The following is a 21,908-nucleotide window of genomic DNA, read 5'->3' as shown; positions in this document are numbered from 1 at the left end:
GTCGAGCTGGCCGGTGTAGGTCGCCAAGTTTGACCGGGGGTCCGCCCAGAGTCGCGGGAGGATGCAAGAGGTCGGGGCACGTAGGGGTGGGCGGGCGACATACTCTGGTTCGGTGAGCATCCACATCGCCGCTGAGCCAGGCCAGATCGCCCCCCGCATCCTCTTGCCCGGAGATCCGTTGCGCGCCAAGTGGATTGCCGAGAACTTTCTCGCGGACGCAGAGTGCTACAACGAGGTCAGGGGGATGCTGGGCTTCACCGGGACCTACCGCGGAGAGCGGGTGTCGGTCCAGGGCACGGGGATGGGTCAGCCGTCGCTGTCGATCTATGTCAACGAGCTGATCAGCGAGTATGCCGTGCAGCAGCTGGTCCGCGTCGGCAGCTGTGGGGCACTCACCGAGCGCCTGGGGCTGCGCGACGTCGTGATCGCCCAGGCCGCCGCGACCGACTCGTCGATGAACGTCCACCGGTTCCAGGGGTTCCAGTTCCCCGCGACGGCCGACTTCGAGCTGCTGCGTCGGGCCGTCGAGGCGGCGGAGGCGGCTGACGCGACGCACCTGGTCGGGACGATCTTCAGCTCGGACAGCTTCTATCACGACCGCCCCGAGCTGACCGCCACGCTGGTCGACTTCGGGGTGCTGGCCGTGGAGATGGAGGCGGCCGAGCTCTACACCCTCGCCGCCAAGCACGACCGCGCGGCACTGGCGATCTGCACCGTCTCCGACCACATCGTGACCGGTGTGCAGACCACGTCCCAGGAGCGGGAGCAGACTTTCGGGGACATGGTCACCATGGCCCTCGACGCGATGCTGGCCACACCGCTGCGCCACGAGGAAGACGTTCGGTGACTGCCCCGACCCGGGTCAGCACCGTCCTGCCAGCCCTACGCGGGCGGGGCGTGCTGCTCGCGGCGCCCGCCGACGGCGCCCACATCCGGGCGTCACTGGCCGCGAGCGGGTTCGCGATCGCCGAGACCGACCTGGGTGACCTTGCGGGCCAACAAAACCACTCTGAAAATGCGCAGCCGGCCGACAAAACCGCTACGAAAATGGGTGAGACCATGCGCGGGGCTCAGGCTGCCATCGCCACCGCACTACGGCTGCCCGAGACGGCCGGCCGCAACCTGGATGCACTGGTCGACTCGCTGCGGGACCTTGCGCTCTGGTGGCCGGAGTCGGACAAGATCGTCCTCGTGCTGCACGAAGCCCAGGCTCTCGTGGACGCTGACCTGCCCGGCTGGCACACGCTGACCGAGATCCTGCGCGAGGCCTCGACCGACCTGTGGCGCGACGGGGGGGCGGGAGACCGCGCCTTCGAGACGGTTGCCTTGGTGGACGGGCACGGCGTGCTCGCCCTGCAGGAGGGGTCCGCCGACGGCGAGGCGGGCGCATGAGTCGTCCCGTGCGCCAGCGGGCCAACGTCGTCGTCGCCCTGGCTGCGGCCGCCCTGCTGACCGCGTGTGGACTCGTGGAGCCCACTGACACCGCCGGCCCCGCGTCGTCGGCCGGTCCCGCACCCACCCAGCAGGGGAACGGGCCAGGCGACACCCTCCCCAGCGCCAGCGCCACGAGCGCCACCAGCGCCAGCGAGCACGACGACGACGCCTCAGCCGACGACACCCAGGACGACGACACCCAGGACGACGACCGGAGCGAGCTGCCATCGCTGGGGAGCTCCGGCATACCGGAGTGTGATGTCCTCGACCTGCCTGCGACCACGCTGGAGACGATCGACGACATCGAGGCGGGCGGCCCTTATGACCACCCGCGCAACGACGGCGTGCGCTTCCAGAACCGCGAGGGCATCCTGCCCGACGAGGACCGCGACTATTATCGCGAGTTCACGGTGGAGACCCCGGGGCTCGACCACCGCGGCGCGCGACGGATCGTCACCGGAGGCTTCGAGCAGACCGACCCGGAGCACTGGTACTACACGGGCGATCACTATGAGAGCTTCTGCGAGTTCGCCCCGAACTGATGCCCGCCAGTTGGGACCGGGCCAGCCATTGCGTGGCATTTGTTCCCCCAGTGGGACTGAACCCCACGCGATGGGCGACTGAGGGGCCATCCGGCAGCGCTAGACACGGCATACCCAAGGGGGGTATAGTTGGAGCATGGCTGTGAACGGATATGCAGGCACCAAGGACGACTACCTCAAGCGGCTGGCCCGCATCGAGGGACAGGTCCGTGGCCTCGCGAAGATGGTCGAGAACGACACCTACTGCATCGACGTGCTGACCCAGGTCAGCGCAGCCACCAAGGCACTCCAGGCGGTCAGTCTCGGCCTGCTGGAGGACCACATCTCGCACTGTGTCGTCGACGCGGCGCGAGAGTCCGAGGAGGCAAAGACGGCCAAGGTCCAGGAGGCCTCGGCCGCGATCGCCCGCCTCGTCCGCAGCTGAACCCACACACCAGGAGTCAAGCAATGAACGCACAGGCCCAGACCTACAAGCTCGTCGTCACCGGCATGACCTGTGGGCACTGCGTGTCCAGCGTCACCGAGGAGCTCAACGAGGTCGACGGCGTGACCAACGTCAAGGTCGACCTCCACGAGGGCGGCGAGTCCGAGGTCTTCGTGAGCAGCAACGGCCCCCTCAACATCGACGCAGCGGAGGCCGCTGTCGTCGAGGCCGGCTACACCGTCATTCGCTGAGCACGACCAGCGCACGCCCGGACGGACCGTCGTCCGGTCAACCTGGGGCTGCCCAGCCCCACCACACCCACGCAGGACCAGGAGTCATGAGCACCACGAAGACCTCCCCCGAGCTCAGCACCGACGTCGAGCATGTCGATCTCGCGATCACGGGCATGACGTGCGCGTCGTGCTCCGCGCGCATCGAGCGCAAGCTCAACAAGCTGGACGGCGTCGAGGCGAGCGTCAACCTGGCGACGGAGAAGGCCAGCGTCAACTTCCCCGCCGGGCTGTCCGTCGCCGAGATCGTCGCGACGGTCGAGAAGACTGGGTATGGCGCGACGCCCGTGGAGCAGGACCGCGCCGCTCGGGCGCCTGCCATGACCCACGACGTGGTCAGCAAGAACTCCCTGCGAGTCCGGGTGATCGTCTCCAGCGTGCTGGCGGCGATCGTCGCGGTGCTGCACATGGTGCCACCCGTCGCCGACGCGGTCGGGACTGCCGGCATGTGGGCTCAGTTCGCACTGACTCTCCCGGTCTATCTCTGGGCGGCCTGGCCGTTCCACCGAGCCGCCCTGATCAACGCGCGGCACCTGTCCTCCACGATGGACACGCTGGTCTCTGTCGGCACGACCGCGGCGATGGGCTGGTCCGCGGTCGCGCTGTTCACCGGCTTCAGCCACGACATGTACTTCGAGGTCGTCGCCGTCGTCACCGCGTTCCTGCTCATCGGCCGCTACATCGAGGCGCGCGCCAAGGCACAGGGCCGCTCGGCCCTTCAGTCCCTGATGGAGCTGGGCGCCAAGGACGTCGCGATCCTGCGCCACGACGCCGGCAGCGGCGCGTGGACCGAGATGCGCGTGCCGATCGAGGAGCTCACCCACGGGATGCGGTTCATCGTCCGCCCGGGCGAGAAGGTCGCCACCGACGGTCGGATCATCGACGGCAACAGCACGATCGATGCGAGCATGGTCACCGGTGAGTCGATGCCGGTCGAGGTGACCGGTGGTGACGACGTCATCGGCGCCACCGTCAACGGCCACGGCCGCCTTGTCGTCGAGGCCACCCGCGTCGGCAGCGAGACCACGCTGGCGCACATCACCGGCCTCGTCGAGCAGGCCCAGACCGGCAAGGCACCCGTCCAGCGGCTCGCCGACCGGATCTCGGCCGTCTTCGTCCCGACCGTGCTCGTCATCGCTCTGGTGACGTTCGTGCTCTGGTTGGTCACCGGCCACTCGATGGCGCAGGCGCTGGCTCCGGCCGTCGCGGTGCTCATCATCGCCTGCCCGTGTGCGCTCGGCCTCGCGACACCGACGGCACTGCTGACGGGCACCGGTCGTGGCGCTCAGCTGGGCATCCTGATCAAGGGTCCGCAGATCCTCGAGTCGACCCGGCGCGTCGACACGGTCGTGCTCGACAAGACCGGCACCCTCACGACGGGTGAGCCGGTGCTCACCGACGTCGTCACGCACGGCACCCTCGCACCGGACCACGCCCTCGCGGCAGCAGCCAGCGTCGAGGCGGGCAGCGAGCACCCCGTCGCCCAGGCGATCGTCACGGGGGCCCGGGAGCGCGGCGTCGAGCTGCGCGAGTTCACGGACTTCAGCAACCTGCCGGGCCGGGGCGTGCGCGCGCGCCTCAAGGGCATGGAGGTGACAGTCGGCAAACCAGACCTGTTTGCCGAGGTCCCCGCCGTGCTGCAGGACGCGCTCGACGCCGGCACCGGCACCACCGTCCTGGTCGGCTGGGAGGGTGTCGCTCGCGCGGCGATCACCGTCGCCGACACGCCCCGCGAGTCCAGTGCCGCCGCCGTGGCGCGGCTGCGCGAGCTCGGCCTCACGCCATACCTGCTGACCGGTGACAACAAGCACACCGCCCGCCGCGTCGCGCAGGAGGTCGGCATCGACGCGGCCAACGTCGACGCCGGCGTGCTGCCGCAGGACAAGTTTGCGCACGTCAAGGCTCTGCAGGAGCAGGGCAGGGTCGTGGCGATGGTCGGGGACGGCGTCAACGACGCCGCAGCGCTGGCCCAGGCAGACCTGGGTATGGCGATGGGCTCCGGCACCGACGTGGCCGCCGAGTCCGCGGACATCGTGCTGATGCGCTCGGACGTCGACACGGTCGCCGACGCCATCGGCCTGTCCCGCAAGACGCTGCGGATCATCAAGGAAAACCTGGTGTGGGCCTTTGGTTACAACACCCTCGCGATCCCGCTGGCTGCCTTCGGGATGCTGACCCCGATGATCGCCGGCGGCGCGATGGCGATGTCCAGCGTGCTCGTGGTCCTGAACAGCCTGCGCCTGAAGGGCTTTGGGCGCTAGGTCTTCGCGGCTGAAGCGAGCGGCGCCCCTGGGCTGACTCGAGCGCAGTCGGCCCCAGCGTTCACCCGCACGCTCTGGCCGCTGACACGCCGACGCCGCCCGGCCCCAGGGTTCACCTGCACGCTGTGGCCGCTGACACGCCGACGCCGCCCGGCCCCAGCGTTCACCCGCACGCTCTGGCCGCTGACACGCCGACGCCGCCCGGCCCCAGCGTTCACCTGCACGCTCTGGCCGCTGACACGCCGACGCCGCCCGGCCCCAGAGTTCACCTGCACGCTCTGGCCGACAGGCAGGCGCCGCTGCTGCGACTGGTGCGACTGGTGCGAGCGGACCTCAGATGGTGACGGAGCCCTGCGGGAGCTCGAAGGTCACGGTCTGCAGCCTGGCTGCCTCATCGTGCTCGAACGCGAAGTCGATGTCGGTCTCCCAGGTGCCCTGCTGGCCGCTGAGGCCCAACCAGTCGCGGACCCGGTCCGACTCACCGGAGATCTGCAGGCCGGTCAGCCGCACGGGCGACTGCTCCAGCCGCGAGGGGTGGTGGTCCATCGTCGACCACTGCACAAAGAACGGCAGCTGCGGGTCGGCGATCAGGCCGCGGATGCCGATCTGGCGCCACTGCAGCTCGATGCCCTCAGGGGTGTGCCGCTGTCCCTCCACGGCTCGGCGGCCGAGGCGCTCCTCGACATCGGTCAGGTCGTCGACCGCGATGACCCAGGCCATCCAGCCGCCGCCGGCTGCGGACCGTGCCCGCACCGCCTGGCCGAACGGTGCCTTGTCGGAGGCGGGGTGATCGAGCACCTCGACGACCTCCAGATAGCGGTCTCCCGCCAGGGGCAGGATCACGTTGCGCGTGCCGAACCGCGGGTGGATCCCTCCGTCGTGCGGAGTGATGCCCAGTTTCTGCCCCAGCTCCATCGCTGTGGCCTGCAGCCCCTCCGGCTTCGCCGCGTAACTCACGTGATCGATCCGCATTCCGTCATCGTGACACAACGGTTTGGTCAACTGTTAACCAGGTCCGTTGCCAGTCCGACGCTGCCGCACCGCCTCATAGGTGATGACCGCCGCAGACGTCGACACATTCAGCGAGTTGGCGCGTCCGACCATCGGGATCCGGACCCGATGGGTGGCGGCCTGCAGCACCCGGTCGCTGAGCCCCTCCTTCTCGGCGCCGACCGCGATCGCGACCGGGCCCGTGTAGTCGGGGTCGGTGTATTCCAGCTCCGTGTCCGGCGTGGCTGCGACGAGCGGGATGTCGTGTGCAGCAAGCCAACCCAGGGCACGCTCCGTGGTGTCGCTGACGACCGGCACCGAAAAGACGGTGCCCTTGCTCGCCCGCACCAGGTTGGGGTTGCCCCAGTCCGTGACGGGGTCCGCGGCGATGACGGCGTCGACCCCGGCAGCGTCCGCAGTGCGCAGCATGGCGCCGAGGTTGCCCGGCTTCTCGACGGCCTCGCAGAACAGGATGAGTGCGTTGTCGGGCACCATCAGGTCCGCACAGTCACGGGTGACCGTGTCGACCACAGCCAGGAACCCGTCCGGCCCCTGGCGGTAGGCCGCCTTCTCGAAAGCGGCCCGGCCCAGCCGGATCACCTCGGCCCCACGGCGGGCCACGTCCTGGATGACGCGCACCTGGCTATCGGGGTCGGCCATCAGGTCGGGGCAGTAGTAGACGGCCCGCGGCACGACTCCGGCGGTCAGCGCCAGCTCCAGCTCCTCGAAGCCCTCGATCAGGGTGCGGCCCTCGGTCTCGCGGGCCCTGCGGCGGCGCAGTCCGGCCAGTGCCTTCAGCCGTGGGTTCGCCGGCGAGGTGATCAGCAACTCATCCATCGGGGGACAGCATCGCAGACCACCAAGCCGAAGACCACCAGCTCGCAGCGGTAGCGTGAGGCCTGTGATCCCACAGTTCTCCGCCGACCAGCTCCTCGTCGCGCTGGACGTCGACGGCACGATCCTGCACCACGACGGCCACCTCACCTCCCGGGTTGCGGACTCCATCACCGCTCTGCGCGACGCCGGGGCACACATCGTGATCGCGACCGGTCGTTCGGTGGTCGCGACGATGCCGATCATCGAAGAGCTCGGCCTCGTGCGCCGGGGCTCCTTCGCCGTCTGCTCAAACGGCGCAATCACCATCGCCCTCGATCCGGAGTATGCCGAGGGTTACGAGATCATCGAAGCCGTCACCTTCGACCCCCGCCCGGCGGTGGAGCTGCTGCGTCGGGCCCGCCCGGACGCGCTCGTCGCCGTCGAGGAGGTCGGCGTCGGCTTCAAGCTCAGCGCTCCCTTCCCGGAGGGTGAGCTCCAGGGCGACCTGCGCCTCGTCGACGACGAAGAGCTGGTCGCCCACCCCGCCACCCGTGTGACGTTCCGAGACCCCAACGGCTCGGCCGAGAGCTTCTCCGAGCTCGTCGACCGCATCGGTCTGCACGGCGTGAACTATGCCGTGGGCTTCACCGCGTGGCTTGACCTGGCGCCCGAGGGCGTCTCCAAGGGCAGCGCGCTGGAGCAGGTCCGCAGACAGCTCGGCGTGGAGCCGTGGTGCACCGTGGCCGTCGGCGACCAGCGCAACGATCTGGAGATGTTGGGCTGGGCGGCTCGCGGAGTCGCGATGGGTCAGGCGCCACCAGAGGTGATCGCTGCGGCCGACGAGACGACCGCCCCCGTCGAGGAGGATGGCCTAGCGGTCCTGCTCGAGCAGGTCACAGCCGACTGCATATCTACGATCACGACTCAGGGAGATTGACTTGGGACTCTTTGGCAACGACAGCGCTCCAGAGATCGCCGACCTGCGCATGCGGGTCAGCCAGCTCGAGGAGCGGGTCGAGCAGTTGGCTCAGTTGCTCGACGCGCCGGAACCGCCGCGCGACACCCGGATGGATGAGGTGCTCCGGCTCACACAAGCAGGTCGGCAGATCGAGGCCATCAAGGCACTGCGCGAGCTCCAGCCCGGCCTGGGCCTGGCCGAGGCGAAGGCGCTCGTCGACGCAATGTGAGCCACCGAGGCACACACGTGCTTGCCTGGCAATCGTCGCTCAGATTGTGGTGAGGTCCTCAGCCTTGCGACCGCCACGGGCAAACCGCGGCGTGCGCAGCCGCAGGGTGCGGGGCTTGCTGAGCTTGACGGTGCCCGGCCACGGCGGGACGAACGCGGGCATCAGACCCGAGCCGTCGCAGGTGTCCCCGCCGACAGGGCGCACGTTGTGCGGGGCCAGCAGGCCGGAGGAGGAGAGCTCCACGCCGCGCCCACAGCGCGGGCAGAAGGTGGGAGAGGTGCGGGGCGAGGTGGCGTAGGGGCCGGTCATGGCACTGCAGTCCTTTTCAGGAAGTAGGGGTGAGATGTGGTGACGACGTGCGGACCCCGCCTGTTCATCAACCATCACGATTCTATCTCTTTTGGGTCACGAAAAGTGACTCGCGGAGGGAGATCTCAGTCACCCTCCCGCGAGTCACTCCGGCGTCGCCGCCAGGTCAGACCACCCCTGGTCAGAGGCTCACTCGCCGCCACCCCAGGCGGCCTTGAGCGAGACCCGACCGGAGGTCTGCAGCAGCGCCCGCCGATAGAGGCGGGCGCCCACGATGATCGTCAGGGCGCAGAACGCTGCGGTCAGCCCCAGAGCCAGCACGGCCTCCCACCACTGCGCCGTGCCCTCGAGCAGGCGCATCGGCATCAGGATCGTGGAGAGCACCGGCACGAACGATCCGATGACCTTGGCGGCCCCGTCCAGGCTGAGTCCGACGATAAAGATGGTGACCAGGACCATCGTCAGCGGCATCGTCGTGGACTGCAGATCCTCGGTGCGCGAGGCCATCGCACCCGCGGCTGCCCAGACGCAGGCCAGGGCCAGGAAGCCGAGCACGAAGAACGGGATGTACCAGAGGAAGCCTTCGGTGACGATCGACAGGTACTGGTCGTACTCGGTGAAGGTGAGCCCCACGAGAGCGACCGTCCCCATCAGCGCCATCACCCCGAACGCCATCACGGTGTTGCCAAGGACCTTGCCGGTCAAGAGGGCGCGCACCGGGATCGCTGCGGCGAGGATCTCCACGATGCGGGACTGCTTCTCCTCGACCACCGAGTTGGCGATCATCATGCCAAACATGATGGCCGCCATATAGAAGAGGAAGGCCATCGCAAAGCCGGCGATCCAGGCAACGAACCGCGACTGGTCATTGCCTCCGGAGATGTCCCGCATCTCCACGGTCGTGCCTGCGGTCAGCTCCGACAGGGAGGTCCCGGCAGCCTCTGCGTTCGCGGCCAGCATGGAGCTGCGGATCGACTCGGACACCACCCCCTGGAGCTGGGCGTCAGGCTCGCCGTCCGTGACGAACTCCCAGCCGTCACCGGCCGGCAGCAGCGCGGCGTCGGCGTCCCCCTCGGTGAGGGCGGTCTCCGCAGCCGCGGCGTCGGCCACCTCGATCGTGGAGATGCTGGCGTCGTCCTCAGTCGCCTGCAGTGCCTGCTCCGCCTCAGCGACGACGGCTCCGGCCTCGGAGCCGGTGACCGCCATCGTGTAGGACGGGGCGCCGCCGCCCATCAGGAAGCCCTGGAGCGCGAACAGGGCAGCGATCAACACGATGGTGGCGCCGGTGCCCAGGAGGAAGTTGCGATCGCTGAGTCGGACCTGGAGCTCGCGCAGTGCCACGAGCTTCCACGGCGACCTGGTGGCCATCCTCGTGTCGACGCTGGTGTCGGGCCTGGTGATGGTGTCGGTGCTCATGCTGCTGCCACCTCTCGGTAGATCTCGCTCAGGGACGGACGGACGCGGCTGAACTCACGCACGCCGCCGCGGGAGACGGCCTCGGTCAGGAGACGCTGGGCCAGCTCCTCGGACTCCGGCTCCAGCTCGACCGTGGCGCCGTCGAGGTCGAGCACCTTGATGCCCGGCTCGCCGCGCACCCAGCCGGCGTCACCGGTCAGGGTCATCACAAAACGCAGGGGCGCGTTGCCGCGCAGCTCATCTGACGTGCCCTGGGCCACGACCTTGCCCTTGTGCAGCACGACGATGCCGTCGCAGAGCCGGTCGACCAGCTCGAGCTGGTGGCTGCTGAAGAGCACCGGGACACCGCGCGAGGTGTGCTCGCGCAGCAGGTCGGCCATCTGGTCGACGGCGGCAGGGTCCAGGCCGGAGAACGGCTCGTCCATGATCAGCGCGAGCGGCTCGCCCAGGACGGCCGCGATGATCTGGGCTCGCTGCTGGTTGCCCAGCGACAGCTTCTCGACCTTCTCCTTCAGTCGGTGACCGAGCCCGAAGCGCTCGAGCAGCTCCTTGGCGCGCCCGTTGGCGTCGCCCTGGCTCATGCCGTGCAGCCGGCCCAGATAGGTCAGCTGGTCCAACACGCCCTGCTTGGGATAGAGGCCGCGCTCCTCAGGCATGTAGCCGAAGCGAGTGCGGTCGGCGCGCGTGACGGGACGCTCACCCCAGGTGACCTCACCCGCGTTGGGCGCCAGCACCCCCATGATCATCCGCATCGTGGTCGTCTTGCCGGCACCGTTGCCCCCGACGAAACCGATCATCTTGCCCGCCGGCACCTCGAAGGTGACGCCGTCGACGGCGCGCACCTCGCCATACTGCCGGGTCAGTCCGTGCACCCCTAGCATCTGCACTCCCCTCATCCTGACCGCCTCGCAGCCCGGTGGTTGATCCCGCTCTGTCGTTGATGGTCCCAATCTCTCAGGCGTGCTGGGGCCAGCACATCGGCGGCAGGGCGGAGATCTGTCCTCCCCACTGCGGGGGAGACCGGCGTCCGCGCGTGAGATCCACCACCAAGCATGGCCTGCAGTCGGCACGTCTACTACGATGGGTAGTAACACGAGGAGGAGATGAACATGTGGGACGACGACACGTGGCTGGATGAACGCGCCAGCTGGGAGCGTCTGGCCGGAGAACGGTTGGGGCGCCTGGCTTTTCACCTGGTGGACGAGGTGCACATCGTGCCGATCAACTACTGCGCACAAGAACCCCGACTGGTGTTCCGCACCGCCGAGGGCAGCAAGCTCCTCGGCGTGGCGATGAACTCGGACGTGGCCTTCGAGATCGACGGGATCGAGGACGACGCGCAGCGCGCGTGGTCGGTCGTGGCTCGTGGCCGCGCCCGGATCCTCGAGGGCGACGAGGCCCGTGCGGCGAAGGGGCTGGGGCTGCGGTCCTGGCTCGGCGCCAAGGACAAGCACCAGTTCGTCGCGATCGATGTCGAGAGCGTGACGGGGCGCGAATACGACCTGGTCGAGCCGCAGAAGCAGGAGTCCGTATGACGGGCGGTCCTCAGGGTGCGGGTCGGACCAGCCCCGCCTCATAGGCGAAGACCACCGCCTGCACCCTGTCGCGCAGGTGCAGCTTGGCCAGCACGTTGGACACGTGCGTCTTGACCGTCGCGTCGCCCACAAACATCTCGGCCGCGATCTCGGCGTTGGACAGCCCGCGCGCGACCAGCTCGAGCACCTCACGCTCGCGCGCGGTCAGCCGCTCCAGGCTCGCATCGTGCCGGATCGATCCGCCTGCCCGGCCCTCGGCCATCCGCGAGATGACCCGGCTGGTGACCTCCGGCGCGAGCAGGGCATGGCCGGAGGCCACCGTGCGCACCGCGTCGACCAGGTCGTCGGGGTCGGCATTCTTGAGCAGGAAGCCGCTGGCACCGGCGGCGAGCGCGTCAAACAGGTAGTCGTCGCGGTCAAAGGTCGTCAGGATCACCACCTTGGTCCGCCAGGCGATCGCCCTGGTCGCCTCGATGCCGTCGAGCACCGGCATCTGCACGTCCATCAGGACCACGTCCGGCTCCAGCTCTGCCACCGCCGCCACACCCTCCCGGCCGTCGCGCGCCTGCCCGACCACCTCGATGTCGTCCTCGGTGGACAGGATCATCGCGAAGCCACTTAGCAGCAGCGGCTGGTCGTCGACCAGCAGCACCCGGATCACCGGGCGACCTCCGCCGGCACGCCGAGCGGCAGGACCGCGCGCACCCGATAGCCCGCTCCGCGGCGGGGGCCGATCTCGACATCGCCGCCCAGCAGCTCGGCGCGCTCCCGGATGCCCCGCTGACCGAGGCCGGTGCCTGCAGTCCCGTGGCGCGGCGCACCGTTGTCGAGCACCTCCACCTCGAGCTCGCTGCCGACCCGCACCACCACCGAGGCCCGGCTGGCGGTGCTGTGCCGGCGCACGTTGGCCAGGGACTCCTGGGCGATCCGGTATGCCGTCAGCTGCAGGGCGGCGGGCACCTCACCGGCGGCACCGGGCACCTCCTCGACGAGCGCGTAGCTCACCTCCAGGCTCGGTCCGGCCGAGACCGCGACCAGCTCCTCGAGCTCGTCCAGGCCGGGCTGCGGCGCACGGTCGGGGGTGCCCGAGCCGCCCCCGGCCGCCGCCGGGTCCGACCCGTCCTCCTCGGATGCTCCGTCCGCCGCCAGCTGCCCGCTGCGCAGCGTGCCGAGCAGGTCGCGCATCTGGCTGACGGCGTTGCGGGAGGAGGACTCGATGGCACCGAGGGCCTCGCGTGCTGCGTCGGGGTTCTTCTCCAGGACCCGGCGCGCGGCGGCGGCCTGGACCCCCATGACCGACACGTGGTGGGCCACGACGTCGTGCAGCTCGCGCGCGATCCGCAACCGCTCGGCGACCACGGCCTGGTCCCGCAGACGGGCGGCCTGTGAGCGGATCGTGGCGGCCTGCTCCAGCTCGCGCCGGGTGTGCATGGCACCGCGCCACGCCACCTGACCGAGCAGGATCGCCCCACCGAGGAAGAGCACGTTGTTGAGGGTGACCAGGCCGATCGTTGCCACCGCAGGAGAGAACAACCCACTCGCGTCGACCTCGTCGGCCCCCAGATTGCGCATCAGGGTCTCGAGGCCCGAGCTCACGGCAAACACCCAGGCCAACCAGAGGCACAGCGTGACGACGAGGCCTGTCAGCACATAGGACAGCGCGCGCCGGTCCCGTGCCCACGCCACGCCCGAGTAGACCGCGAAGAAATACAGGACCTGCATCACCAGGCCACTGGCGACGGCCGGCTGGATGGTGCCGATGACATAGAGGTGCGCGTTGGCCAGGACGGCGATGAGGAGTGGGTGGGAGCGCCGCCACACCAGCAGGATCGCTGCGGAGAGGGCGGACCCGTGCTGGCCCAGGACGTCGAGCAGCGAGCTTTTGCCGTCCAGCATCCCGAGACTGCGCAGGAACTCGATGGAGACAGCGGCCAGCACGAAGACGACGAGCGCGATCAGCACGTCGGTGCGGCGCTGCGCCGCCGTGGGGCCGGGACGCTGCCAGCCCTCATCGGCGCCGAGCAGGTGAGCGATGCGGTCCATCCGTCAAGGGTATGGCGCGGCGCACCTCCCCCGCCTCCGTCCCGCGAGCGAGCACCCGCCTCCCCCGCGCGGGGGAGCAGCCGCGTCAGCCCACAGGCGTGATGATGTCCAGCCCGACGTAGGGCCGCAGCACCTCAGGCACCGTGACCGAGCCGTCGGCCTGCTGGTGGGTCTCCAGGATCGCCACGAGGAAACGGGTCGTGGCCAGCGTGCCGTTGAGCGTGGCCACCGTGCGGGTGCCGGACTCGCCGCGCTCGCGGGTGTTCAGACGGCGCGCCTGATAGGTCGTGCAGTTCGAGGTCGAAGTCAGCTCGCGGTAGCGCTCCTGCGTGGGCACCCAGGCCTCACAGTCAAACTTGCGGGCGGCCGGGCCCCCGAGGTCGCCGGCGGCGACGTCGATGACCCGGTAGGCCAGGCCCAAGTCGTCGAGGATCCCGCGCTCCCACTCCAGGAGCCGGGCGTGCTCGGCCTCCGCGTCCTCGGGCCGGGCATAGACGAACATCTCGACCTTCTGGAACTGGTGGACCCGGATGATGCCGCGGGTGTCCTTGCCATAGCTGCCGGCCTCGCGGCGATAGCAGGTCGTCATCGCCGTGTAGCGCCGCGGACCGGCGGACAGGTCGATGATCTCGTCGGTGTGATAGCCAGCGAGCGCCACCTCGGACGTGCCGGTCAGATAGAGGTCGTCCGCCTCTAGGCGGTAGACCTCGTCGGCGTGCGCGTCGAGGAAGCCGGCGCCAGCCATCGTCTCGGCGTTCACCAGCGTCGGCACCTGCAGCTGGACGAAGCCGGCGTCGCGAGCGCGGTCCAGCGCCAGGTTCATCAGCCCCAGCTCCAGGCGCGCACCAGGACCGGTCAAGTAGTAGAAGCGCGACCCGGACACCTTGGCGCCACGAGCCATGTCGATGGCGCCCAGCGCCTCCCCGAGCGCCAGGTGGTCTTTGGGCTCGAAGCCCTCCGCCGCGAAGTCGCGCGGGGTGCCCACGGTCTCGAGGAGGTCGAAGTCGTCCTCGCCGCCGGTCGGCACGCCGTCGATGATGACGTTGCCGATCGTGCGCATCAGGGTGTCGCGCTCCTGCGCGGCCTCCTGCTGGGCGGCGTCCAGCTCCTTGACCCGGGCAGCAGTCTCCTTGACCTCGGCGAGCAGCGTCTGCTTCTCCTCGCCCTGGGCTGCGGCAACCTTCTTGCCGAACGACTTCTGCGCCGCCCGCAGGGACTCGAACTCGGACAGCCCGGAGCGGTGCCTCCGGTCGGCGTCCAGGACGGCGTCCACGACGCCGTCATCCTCACCACGGGCACGTTGCGATGCCCGCACCCGCTCGGGGTCCTCACGAAGCTGCCGGATGTCGATCACCCTCACAGGGTACGTGCCGCTGCCCCCATGGCTGGTGCCCAGCCGTCCGTTCTCTCGCGCGGCCCCCGGGGGGTTACCTTGACCCTGTGACTGACTGGTGGCCCCTCGCGCTCGTGGTGCTGCTGCTCCTCGTCGTCATCGCAGGATGGCTCCTGTGGCGCGCCACGACGACGGCGAAGGAGCGCGGCGCCCGCAGCGGCACGGCATACTCCAGCAGTTCTGGGCGTGGCGCCCAGGGCGGCACCCAGGCCGAGACCACCGCGGACGAGACGAGCACGGCGGCTCTCCCCCGGGCCGCCGTCGTCGTGAACCCGACCAAGTTCGACCGCACGGACAAGGTGCGGGCCGAGATCTCCAAGGTATGCCGTGGGCACGGCTGGGCGGACCCGCTGTGGCTGGAGACGACGCTGGAGGACCCGGGCTACGGACAGACCAAGGCGGCCCTGGCAGAGGGGGTCGACCTGGTCTGCGCCCTCGGCGGTGACGGCACCGTGCGCATCGTGGGGTCGGCGATGGTCGGCAGCGAGGTCCCCATGGGGCTGCTCAGCGCCGGCACGGGCAACCTGCTCGCCCGCAACCTCTCCCTGCCGGTGACCAGCCTCACCCAGGGCATGAAGGTCGCGCTGACCGGGGCGGACCACCGGATCGACACCGCCACGCTGCGGCTGCGTCGCCCGCTGCGCGACGCCGACGACGAGGACGCTCCCCCGCCCGTGGACACCTCGGACCTTGACGACCTCCCGCCGGTCCCCAGGCAGGGCGAGGGGGAGGTCGAGGATCACATCTTCCTGGTGATGGCGGGGATCGGCTTCGACGCGGAGGTGATGGCCAACGCCCCGGAGAAGCTCAAGAAGCAGGTGGGCTGGGCTGCCTACATCGTGTCAGGGGCCCAGCGACTCAAGGGCAAACAGTTCAAGGTGGACGTGCGCACTGATGCCGGTGTGCGGCTGCGTCGTCGCGTGCGCAGCGTCATCATCGGCAACGTCGGCAAGCTGACCGGCGGTCTCAACCTGGTGCCACAGGCGCAGGCCGACGACGGGATCCTGGACCTGGTGCTGCTCTCCCCGGAGGGGCTCGTGGGGTGGGGTGCCGTCGTGACGCGGCTGGTGACGCGCAGCAGCAGAGGGCACCAGCGGGTCGACTACTACACCGGTCGCACGATCGAGGTGACGTCCGACGAGCCGGTGGAGATCCAGCTGGACGGCGACACCCTGGGGCTGGCCACCGCGATGACCATCGGCGTCAACCCGGGCAGCCTGATCCTGCGTCGGCCGGCCTGACCTGCACAGGCCAGAACGAGACCGCCTACCCCCGGACCGTGCCCGAGTCGTCTCTGGCCGCCGCGAGCGCCTGCTGCTCCTCCGGCGTGAGGACAGTGTCGCTACCACCGCCGACGATGCCCTTGGCATAGGTGCGCGACTCCCCGCGGGCATGGACCGAGCTGATCACCATGCCGTCGCCGTTGTCGTCGATCACGGCAGCCGAGAAGGACATCTGCCCGCCCATGTCCCCGAACGCGTCATAGCGCACGACCGCGACGTGCTGCAGCGTCTGGGCGAGGTCACCGCTGAGCCCGTCGAGGCTGGCTCTGAGCGCGTCGATCCGCGCGCGCTCGGTCGCCAGGCGGCGGGCCTGCTGCGCCAGGACCGTGGAGACGTCGGCCTCCCCCTCACCCCAGAGCACGGCATACCGCCGCTCGACCAGCTGGTGCCGCCGGTGCGCCACCCAACCCAGGGCCAGCGCGGCCAACGAGAGCGCCAGGGCGATCACGGCGACGAAGGTCAGGGCGGTGGTGCTCACCCCCAGAGCGTATGTCGAGGGTCGCCGCAGGGGTCATCTCCACCGGCGAGTGTCCCTGGTTCTGCGACCTCTGCCTCCCTCCGGCCGAATTAACGACACGACGTAGAAAAAATCCACTACACTCCGTAGGAGATGGCCGCTGACGCGGTCATCTGCCAGGTCACGCCCCGCCCGTTCACGTGGAAGAGACAAGAGATGAACCCGGATTTCCCCTTCTGGCTCCGTGCCTCGCACCTCATCAACTTCATCCTGATCGGCATGCTGCTGCGCTCGGGCTGGGAGATCCTCTCCTCCCTCCCGCGGCTGTGGTGGCGCAAGGACAGTGCCCCCGGGACGGAGTGGCTGAAGTTCACCAAGCGCGAGCTGCCCAAGGAGGAGGGCGTCTACACCTCGCTCATGGACGAGAAGTCGCTGTCACCGCTCATCGGCCTCCCCGGCCGGGAGAACGTCGGCCTGGGCCGGCACTGGCACGGCGCGTCGGTGATGCTCTGGGTGCTTAACGGCATCGTCTATGTGGGGCTGCTCTTCGGCACCGGGCTCTGGCGCCGCATCATCCCCACCTCCTGGGACGTCTTCCCCCAGGCGTTCGAGTCGCTGAAGGTCTATCTGTCCTTCTCGGTCCCCGGGATCGAGCACTATCAGCCCTACGACCCGCTGCAGATGCTCGGCTACACGTTCGTGATCTTCATCCTGGCGCCGTTCATGATGCTCACCGGCGTCGCGATGTCACCGGCCATCCGGTCGCGCTACCCCTGGTATGTCAAGTTCTGGGGTGGCCACCAGGGAGCGCGCTCGCTGCACTTCATCGGCATGGTGCTGATGGCCGGCTTCGTGATCATGCACGTCGGTCTGGTCTTCCTGGTGCACCGTGAGTACAACCTGGTCCACATGGTCTTCGGTGACGTCGACACCGCGCGCTACGCGCAGGCGTTCGTCATCATCATCTCCACGATCGTGGCGGTGCTCGTCTTCTGGATCGCGCTGAGCTATCTGACGCTCGCCAACCGGGTCCGCGCCCACGGCATCCTGGTGCGCTTCACCGAGCTCGGCCGCAAGATCTTCCTCAACTGGATGCGCCCCCGCAGCTCGGTGCAGACCTCCTACACCGACGAGGACATCTCGGAGTTCCACTGGACCAACGGGCTGCCACCGACCGAGGAGGAGTCCCCGGAGTGGGTGGCTGCCCGCGACAACGACTGGGACGGCTACACGATCGCGATCGGCGACGACATCAACGGCACGAGCCGGGAGATCACTCTCGACGAGCTGCGCGAGATGCCTCAGGTCTCCTACATCGCCACCCACACCTGCATGCAGGGATGGTCGGCGACCAGCCGCTGGACCGGCGTCCGGCTCGTCGACCTGCTCGGCGAGCGCCCCGAGGGGGCCAACTATGTGATCGTCGAGTCCTACGGCCTGGCCCAGAAGATGATCGACAACCGACCCCGTGAGCCGTTCTACGCCACGTTCGACATCGACACAGTCGGGGAGCAGGACACGATCCTGGCCTACGAGCGCAACGGCCGGCCGGTCGACATACACCTCGGCGGCCCGGCTCGGATGCGCGTAGAGTCCAACCACGGCTACAAGCACGTGAAGTGGGTGCGCTCGATCCGGTGGATCGCCGACTATGCCGACTACGGCGATGGTCGCGGTGGCACCCGCGAGGACTCCGCGCTCCAGGCGTTCAACGGAAGGATCTGATGACCGGGACAGAAGACCACGTCGCCTCCACCACCTTCAGGGTCAAGGGCGTGCGTTCCGAAGATGACGTGCGTGAGGCGCTCCAAGGGCTGTATGACGTCTTCACCAAGCTCGGCCTCGGGCAGGCGACGTTTGAGGTGTCCGACACCGACGTGGCGCGACTCATCGTCAAGCACAAGGAGTCGGTCACGCCCGACCGGGCCGCGATCGAGGCGGCACTGACCGAGGCAGGCAGCTTCCAGCTGGTCGACTGACGGCTCACTCACCTGGCAACGACACAGGCCCACTCGACACGAGTGGGCCTTTGTCATGCCGGCAGCGCGACTGGTCAGCGGGACTCGAAGGCGGCGATCTCCTGCAGTTTTGCACCGTAGGCGCTGGCGGGGTCGTGACGGGCGTCCAGCCAGACGTCGAGCAGCGCGTTCGCCGCAGGGGCGGCGATGACGTTCTGGCCCATGCACAGGATCTGGGCGTCGTAGTTCTCCACCGCGCCGCGCGCCGTGATCACGTCGTGCGCCGTGGCCGCGCGCATGCCGGAGACCTTGCTCGCGGCGATCGCCGTGCCGACCCCGGTGCCGCAGACCAGGATGCCGCGGTCAGCCTTGCCGTCCAGGATCGCCCGGGCCGCCTGGAAGGACACGTCCGGATAGGTGATGTCCGCCGTCGAGAGGTCGATGACCTCGCTGACCCGCTCGTCCGCCTCGAGATGGGCCACCATGGCGTCCTTGAGGGCCGCCCCGTTGCCCGGTGCTCCGATGACGATGCGCATGGTGTGCTCCCCTTGTCCGCGCGGCGTGCCTGACCGGGCTCGTGCCTGGTCGGCGTGTCAGCTCAGCGTATCCGTGACCATCAGGGGATCGGCAGGCGGCGCAGATAGTGTCAGCGCATGACCGAGTCTGCCGGGCGCCGCTTCGCGTGGGTGCTCTTCGGGCTGGTCGTGCTGCTGCTGGGCGGCACCATGGTGGCGAGCGTCCTGGGCGCGCGCACCTCGGGTGTCGGCGCGGAGCCGCTGGGGGGCACGGGCGGTGAGGTCGTCATGGTCGGGGCTCCCGGGCTGACCTGGTCGGACATCAGCCAGGAGGAGACCCCCACGCTCTGGGCACTCCTCGAATCGGGTGCCTCTGGTGGGCTGGTCGTGCGCGGGACGCACCCGGTGACCTGCCCCGCCGACGGGTGGCTCACGCTCTCGGCGGGCCAGCGCGCCTCGGCGGACACTGATGGCGCCCAGGACTGCGCGGGAGTCCCCGGGGTCGAGGTGTCCGGCGACGCAGCGACGGTTCCAGGCTGGGAGGCGTGGCAGGAGGCTGCCGACCGTCGCCCCCTCGACTCGCGGCTGGGCACCCTAACCACCGCGATCGAGGACGCGGGCGGCTGCGTCGCTGCCTACGGGCCCCTCGCGGCCCTGGGTGCCGCGGCGACCATCGGCGAGGTGACGCCGTATGCCGAGGGTGGGCTCACGGCATACGAACCCGGTGGCTGTGCGGTCTCCCTGGTCGACGGCGGAGTGATCGCCGGCCCCGCCGACGCGGCCGTGCTGGACGCCGAGCTCGCCGGGCTGCGGGACTCGCTCCCGGCCGACGCGACGCTGGTGGTGGCGGGCCTTGCCGATCGGGGCGAGCAGGCAGGGGTGCGCGCCGCCCTGATCTGGGGCAATGGTGTGCCGGCTGGCGCGCTGCACTCGAGCACGACGCAGCAAACGGATCTCGTGCAGACGACCGACCTGACCGCCACGGTGCTCCTGCTGGCCGGGGTGGAGATCCCTGCCGCGGTCAGCGGCAAGGCGGTGGAGGTCGTGCCCACCGAGCAGGCCGCTACGGAGCGGGTCGACGACCTCCAGGGGCTGACCGCAGCGATCGGCGGCGCGCAGGCTCTGGCGATCCCGGTGCTCGGCATCGGCGTCGTGCTCGCCCTGGTGGCCCTGGCGCAGCTGGTCGTGACGGGTCAGCGGACGGCGACGAGGGTGCTGGGGTTGTGGGCGATGGCCTTCCCGTCCGCGACCTTCCTGGCCGGGCTGGTGCCGTGGTGGAGGGGGTCACCGGCCTGGCTGCCGTTGGGGCTGACACTCCTCGTGCTGGCCGGGGTGCAGGTGGCGCTCGCTCTGCTCGGGCCGTGGCGCCGGCACCCGCTCGGCCCCCCGGCCGTGATCGCCGCGCTGACCGTGGTGGTGCTGGGCGTCGACGTGGTCCTCGGCGGCAGGTTGGGGTTGATCTCGATCCTGGGCGTGCAGCCGCTCACCGCGGGCCGGTTCCACGGGATGGGCAACGTCGGCTATGGCATCTTCGCCGTGTCCGGGCTGCTGCTGGCCGGATTCCTCGCCTCGCTGCTGCGGTCGCGGCCGATGGCGCGGCGCACCGCTGCGGCGCTGGTGATCGGCGTCCTCGGACTGCTGCTCGTCCTCGTCGACGGGGCACCGATGTGGGGGGCCGACTTCGGCGGGGTCCCGGCGCTCGTCGTGGCGGTCGGCATCCTCGGTCTGGCGGCGGCCGAGATCCGGTTGACCCCGGTCCGTGCGCTGCTGATCGGTGGCGCGGCTGTCGCGGTCGCTGGGGTGCTGATGTTTGTCGACTGGCTGAGGCCACCCGGCGCACGCACCCACCTCGGCGACTTCCTGCAGTCGGTGATCGACGGTGGCGCGCTCGACATCGTGCTCCGCAAGCTGGACCAGAGCTTGGGGATCCTGGTCCGCTATCCCGTCTCTTGGGTGGCGGTGCTCGTGCTCGTGGCCCTGGTGTGGGCGGTGGCCTCACCCGACTCCTGGCCCGGGCGCCGGATCGCCCCGCTGTGGCAGGTGCCGTTGCTGCGCGCGACCGCGGTCGCGGTGCTCACCTGCGTGACGATCGGCTGGGCGCTCAACGACTCGGGCATCGCGGTCGTGGGGATCGGCCTGGCTGTCGCCATCGCTGCCGCCATCGCCATCGGGGCCGCAATCGCTGTCCCTCGGCGATAGCCCGATCGCCGGCCCCTTCGTCCAGGTCGTGCTCACACTGTTGCTGACTCGTGATCCGCTGCCCGTCGAACTGCACCCGCGCGGCCTCAGCGACTGCGGGCGCGCAGCGCCCGCCGGACGTCGCGGTACTGCCGCGCCCGGTGCAGCTGGGAGCGCAGGTCGCGGCCGGTCACCCGGTGGTGCAGCTCGACCGGGACCTCGACGACCCGGCCCCCACCGCGGAGCACATCGACGGTCAGACCGACCTCGACACCCCACCCCTTGGCCAGCGGCAGCGCCGACTCAAACGCCTCCCGCGTGATGCAGCGCATGCCGCTCAGGGGCTGGCCCATCTCTCGGCCGGTGAGACGGGCGATCCCGTCCCGGGCCAGGCGCACTACGAACCCGAAGCCACCTCCGGTCGTCTTCTGCGGCGGCAGGGTGGCGATCGCCATGTCTGCCTCGCCGCTCACGACCGGACCGCACAGGACGTCGAGGTTGCGGGCGCTGTCCTCGAGGTCGGCATCGACGAAGAGCAGGGCCCGCGGGTTGTCCGTCTGGAACGCGCCGCCAGCCTCGGCCTCCAGGAGGGCGACGACCTTGGCCCCGCTGGTCATCGCCTGGGCCTTGCCCAGGTTGACCTGGTGCTTGACCGTCTGAACCCCCGCCAGGTTGGCGATGCGCAGGGTCCCGTCGGTGCTGCCGTCGTCCACGACGACGACCAGGTCGATGGAGCCGATCTGCGCCAACGCGTCCAGCGTGGCCCCGAGACGATCTTCCTCGTCCTTGGCCGGGACGATCGCGGCCACCCGTGCGGGCGGCCGACCTGGCCCCTGCCGATCCGGCGCCGCTCCGCTGTCGGTGCCTGGCGGCATAC

General features: G+C 69.7%; 24 protein-coding genes. 13 read left to right on the top strand and 11 right to left on the bottom strand.

All coding sequences use genetic code 11. The features are described from left to right. Positions 1 to 112 precede the first annotated feature (112 nt). The 6 genes from deoD to NF557_RS00720 all read left to right on the top strand — a co-directional run bounded on the left by deoD (position 113) and on the right by NF557_RS00720 (position 4,951). The gene (gene deoD, locus NF557_RS00745; protein ID WP_252621200.1) at positions 113 to 847 is read left to right on the top strand and encodes a purine-nucleoside phosphorylase; all 735 of its coding nucleotides are present in this window, start codon (positions 113 to 115) and stop codon (positions 845 to 847) included. Then, positions 844 to 1,392 carry a barstar family protein gene (locus tag NF557_RS00740; RefSeq protein ID WP_252621199.1) on the top strand — a complete coding sequence of 183 codons (549 nt, stop codon included), beginning with the start codon at positions 844 to 846 and terminating at the stop codon, positions 1,390 to 1,392. The genes deoD and NF557_RS00740 overlap by 4 nt, the downstream gene beginning before the upstream one ends. Continuing rightward, positions 1,389 to 1,976 carry a guanyl-specific ribonuclease gene (locus NF557_RS00735; protein ID WP_252621198.1) on the top strand — a complete coding sequence of 196 codons (588 nt, stop codon included), beginning with the start codon at positions 1,389 to 1,391 and terminating at the stop codon, positions 1,974 to 1,976. Before NF557_RS00740 ends, NF557_RS00735 begins: the two co-directional genes overlap by 4 nt. Positions 1,977 to 2,118: 142 nt before the next feature. Continuing rightward, positions 2,119 to 2,400 carry a metal-sensitive transcriptional regulator gene (locus tag NF557_RS00730; RefSeq protein WP_269762037.1) on the top strand — a complete coding sequence of 94 codons (282 nt, stop codon included), beginning with the start codon at positions 2,119 to 2,121 and terminating at the stop codon, positions 2,398 to 2,400. Positions 2,401 to 2,423: 23 nt separating this feature from the next. Further along, on the top strand, positions 2,424 to 2,651 hold the full coding sequence (locus NF557_RS00725) for a heavy-metal-associated domain-containing protein (RefSeq protein WP_252621196.1): 228 nt from the start codon (positions 2,424 to 2,426) through the stop codon (positions 2,649 to 2,651). Positions 2,652 to 2,737: 86 nt separating this feature from the next. Then, positions 2,738 to 4,951 (top strand): heavy metal translocating P-type ATPase, encoded by a 2,214-nt coding sequence (locus NF557_RS00720; protein ID WP_252621195.1) that lies wholly within the window; start codon positions 2,738 to 2,740, stop codon positions 4,949 to 4,951. 333 nt (positions 4,952 to 5,284) lie between these two features. On the opposite strand, the gene NF557_RS00715 is transcribed toward NF557_RS00720, so the two are convergent. Together NF557_RS00715 and NF557_RS00710 are read right to left on the bottom strand one after the other, a co-directional pair. Then, positions 5,285 to 5,908, bottom strand: coding sequence for a VOC family protein (locus NF557_RS00715; protein ID WP_370584427.1), 624 nt, complete (start codon positions 5,906 to 5,908; stop codon positions 5,285 to 5,287). A gap of 48 nt (positions 5,909 to 5,956) precedes the next feature. Then, positions 5,957 to 6,778, bottom strand: a complete 822-nt coding sequence (locus NF557_RS00710; protein WP_252621193.1) for a TrmH family RNA methyltransferase — start codon at positions 6,776 to 6,778, stop codon at positions 5,957 to 5,959. 64 nt (positions 6,779 to 6,842) lie between these two features. Between NF557_RS00710 and NF557_RS00705 the strand changes: the two genes are divergently transcribed. Both NF557_RS00705 and NF557_RS00700 read left to right on the top strand, forming a co-directional pair. Beyond that, positions 6,843 to 7,694: an HAD family hydrolase gene (locus tag NF557_RS00705; protein WP_252621192.1), complete on the top strand. Its 852-nt coding sequence runs from the start codon at positions 6,843 to 6,845 to the stop codon at positions 7,692 to 7,694. 1 nt (position 7,695) lies between these two features. Next, positions 7,696 to 7,944 carry a ribosomal protein L7/L12 gene (locus NF557_RS00700; RefSeq protein ID WP_252621191.1) on the top strand — a complete coding sequence of 83 codons (249 nt, stop codon included), beginning with the start codon at positions 7,696 to 7,698 and terminating at the stop codon, positions 7,942 to 7,944. A 39-nt stretch (positions 7,945 to 7,983) separates the two neighbouring features. On the opposite strand, the gene NF557_RS00695 is transcribed toward NF557_RS00700, so the two are convergent. The 3 genes from NF557_RS00695 to NF557_RS00685 form a co-directional block, all read right to left on the bottom strand. Then, a complete protein-coding gene (locus tag NF557_RS00695) occupies positions 7,984 to 8,253 on the bottom strand; it encodes a hypothetical protein (protein WP_252621190.1) in 270 nt (89 codons plus the stop codon). A gap of 189 nt (positions 8,254 to 8,442) precedes the next feature. After that, entirely contained in the window at positions 8,443 to 9,669 is a 1,227-nt protein-coding gene (locus tag NF557_RS00690) for an ABC transporter permease (protein WP_252621189.1), read from the bottom strand. Then, positions 9,666 to 10,550: an ABC transporter ATP-binding protein gene (locus NF557_RS00685; RefSeq protein WP_252624276.1), complete on the bottom strand. Its 885-nt coding sequence runs from the start codon at positions 10,548 to 10,550 to the stop codon at positions 9,666 to 9,668. Before NF557_RS00685 ends, NF557_RS00690 begins: the two co-directional genes overlap by 4 nt. A gap of 222 nt (positions 10,551 to 10,772) precedes the next feature. Between NF557_RS00685 and NF557_RS00680 the strand changes: the two genes are divergently transcribed. After that, positions 10,773 to 11,204: a pyridoxamine 5'-phosphate oxidase family protein gene (locus NF557_RS00680; protein ID WP_252621188.1), complete on the top strand. Its 432-nt coding sequence runs from the start codon at positions 10,773 to 10,775 to the stop codon at positions 11,202 to 11,204. A 10-nt stretch (positions 11,205 to 11,214) separates the two neighbouring features. On the opposite strand, the gene NF557_RS00675 is transcribed toward NF557_RS00680, so the two are convergent. The 3 genes from NF557_RS00675 to serS all read right to left on the bottom strand — a co-directional run bounded on the left by NF557_RS00675 (position 11,215) and on the right by serS (position 14,601). After that, a complete protein-coding gene (locus tag NF557_RS00675; RefSeq protein WP_252621187.1) occupies positions 11,215 to 11,865 on the bottom strand; it encodes a response regulator in 651 nt (216 codons plus the stop codon). Then, entirely contained in the window at positions 11,862 to 13,247 is a 1,386-nt protein-coding gene (locus NF557_RS00670; RefSeq protein ID WP_252621186.1) for a sensor histidine kinase, read from the bottom strand. The genes NF557_RS00675 and NF557_RS00670 overlap by 4 nt, the downstream gene beginning before the upstream one ends. An 85-nt stretch (positions 13,248 to 13,332) precedes the next feature. Then, the gene (gene serS, locus NF557_RS00665) at positions 13,333 to 14,601 is read right to left on the bottom strand and encodes a serine--tRNA ligase (RefSeq protein ID WP_252621185.1); all 1,269 of its coding nucleotides are present in this window, start codon (positions 14,599 to 14,601) and stop codon (positions 13,333 to 13,335) included. An 86-nt stretch (positions 14,602 to 14,687) separates the two neighbouring features. On the opposite strand from serS, the gene NF557_RS00660 reads away from it, so the two are divergent. Beyond that, positions 14,688 to 15,881, top strand: a complete 1,194-nt coding sequence (locus NF557_RS00660) for a diacylglycerol/lipid kinase family protein (RefSeq protein ID WP_252621183.1) — start codon at positions 14,688 to 14,690, stop codon at positions 15,879 to 15,881. A gap of 25 nt (positions 15,882 to 15,906) precedes the next feature. On the opposite strand, the gene NF557_RS00655 is transcribed toward NF557_RS00660, so the two are convergent. Further along, a complete protein-coding gene (locus NF557_RS00655) occupies positions 15,907 to 16,401 on the bottom strand; it encodes a DUF4446 family protein (protein WP_252621182.1) in 495 nt (164 codons plus the stop codon). A gap of 132 nt (positions 16,402 to 16,533) precedes the next feature. Between NF557_RS00655 and NF557_RS00650 the strand changes: the two genes are divergently transcribed. Continuing rightward, entirely contained in the window at positions 16,534 to 18,105 is a 1,572-nt protein-coding gene (locus tag NF557_RS00650) for a molybdopterin-dependent oxidoreductase (RefSeq protein WP_252621181.1), read from the top strand. Continuing rightward, the gene (locus tag NF557_RS00645) at positions 18,105 to 18,359 is read left to right on the top strand and encodes a hypothetical protein (RefSeq protein WP_252621180.1); all 255 of its coding nucleotides are present in this window, start codon (positions 18,105 to 18,107) and stop codon (positions 18,357 to 18,359) included. The genes NF557_RS00650 and NF557_RS00645 overlap by 1 nt, the downstream gene beginning before the upstream one ends. A 74-nt stretch (positions 18,360 to 18,433) precedes the next feature. On the opposite strand, the gene NF557_RS00640 is transcribed toward NF557_RS00645, so the two are convergent. Beyond that, on the bottom strand, positions 18,434 to 18,874 hold the full coding sequence (locus NF557_RS00640; RefSeq protein WP_252621178.1) for an RpiB/LacA/LacB family sugar-phosphate isomerase: 441 nt from the start codon (positions 18,872 to 18,874) through the stop codon (positions 18,434 to 18,436). A 117-nt stretch (positions 18,875 to 18,991) separates the two neighbouring features. On the opposite strand from NF557_RS00640, the gene NF557_RS00635 reads away from it, so the two are divergent. Next, positions 18,992 to 21,052, top strand: a complete 2,061-nt coding sequence (locus NF557_RS00635) for an alkaline phosphatase family protein (RefSeq protein ID WP_252621177.1) — start codon at positions 18,992 to 18,994, stop codon at positions 21,050 to 21,052. Between the two features lie 86 nt (positions 21,053 to 21,138). On the opposite strand, the gene NF557_RS00630 is transcribed toward NF557_RS00635, so the two are convergent. Continuing rightward, a complete protein-coding gene (locus NF557_RS00630) occupies positions 21,139 to 21,906 on the bottom strand; it encodes a glycosyltransferase family 2 protein (protein ID WP_252621176.1) in 768 nt (255 codons plus the stop codon). Between the last annotated feature and the right edge of the window lie 2 nt (positions 21,907 to 21,908).

The sequence above is a fragment of the Ornithinimicrobium cryptoxanthini genome, from assembly GCF_023923205.1.
Lineage (GTDB): Bacteria > Actinomycetota > Actinomycetes > Actinomycetales > Dermatophilaceae > Ornithinicoccus > Ornithinicoccus cryptoxanthini.
The sequence above is the reverse complement of the archived record's forward strand: the minus strand, read 5'-3'. Positions and strand labels throughout refer to the sequence as shown.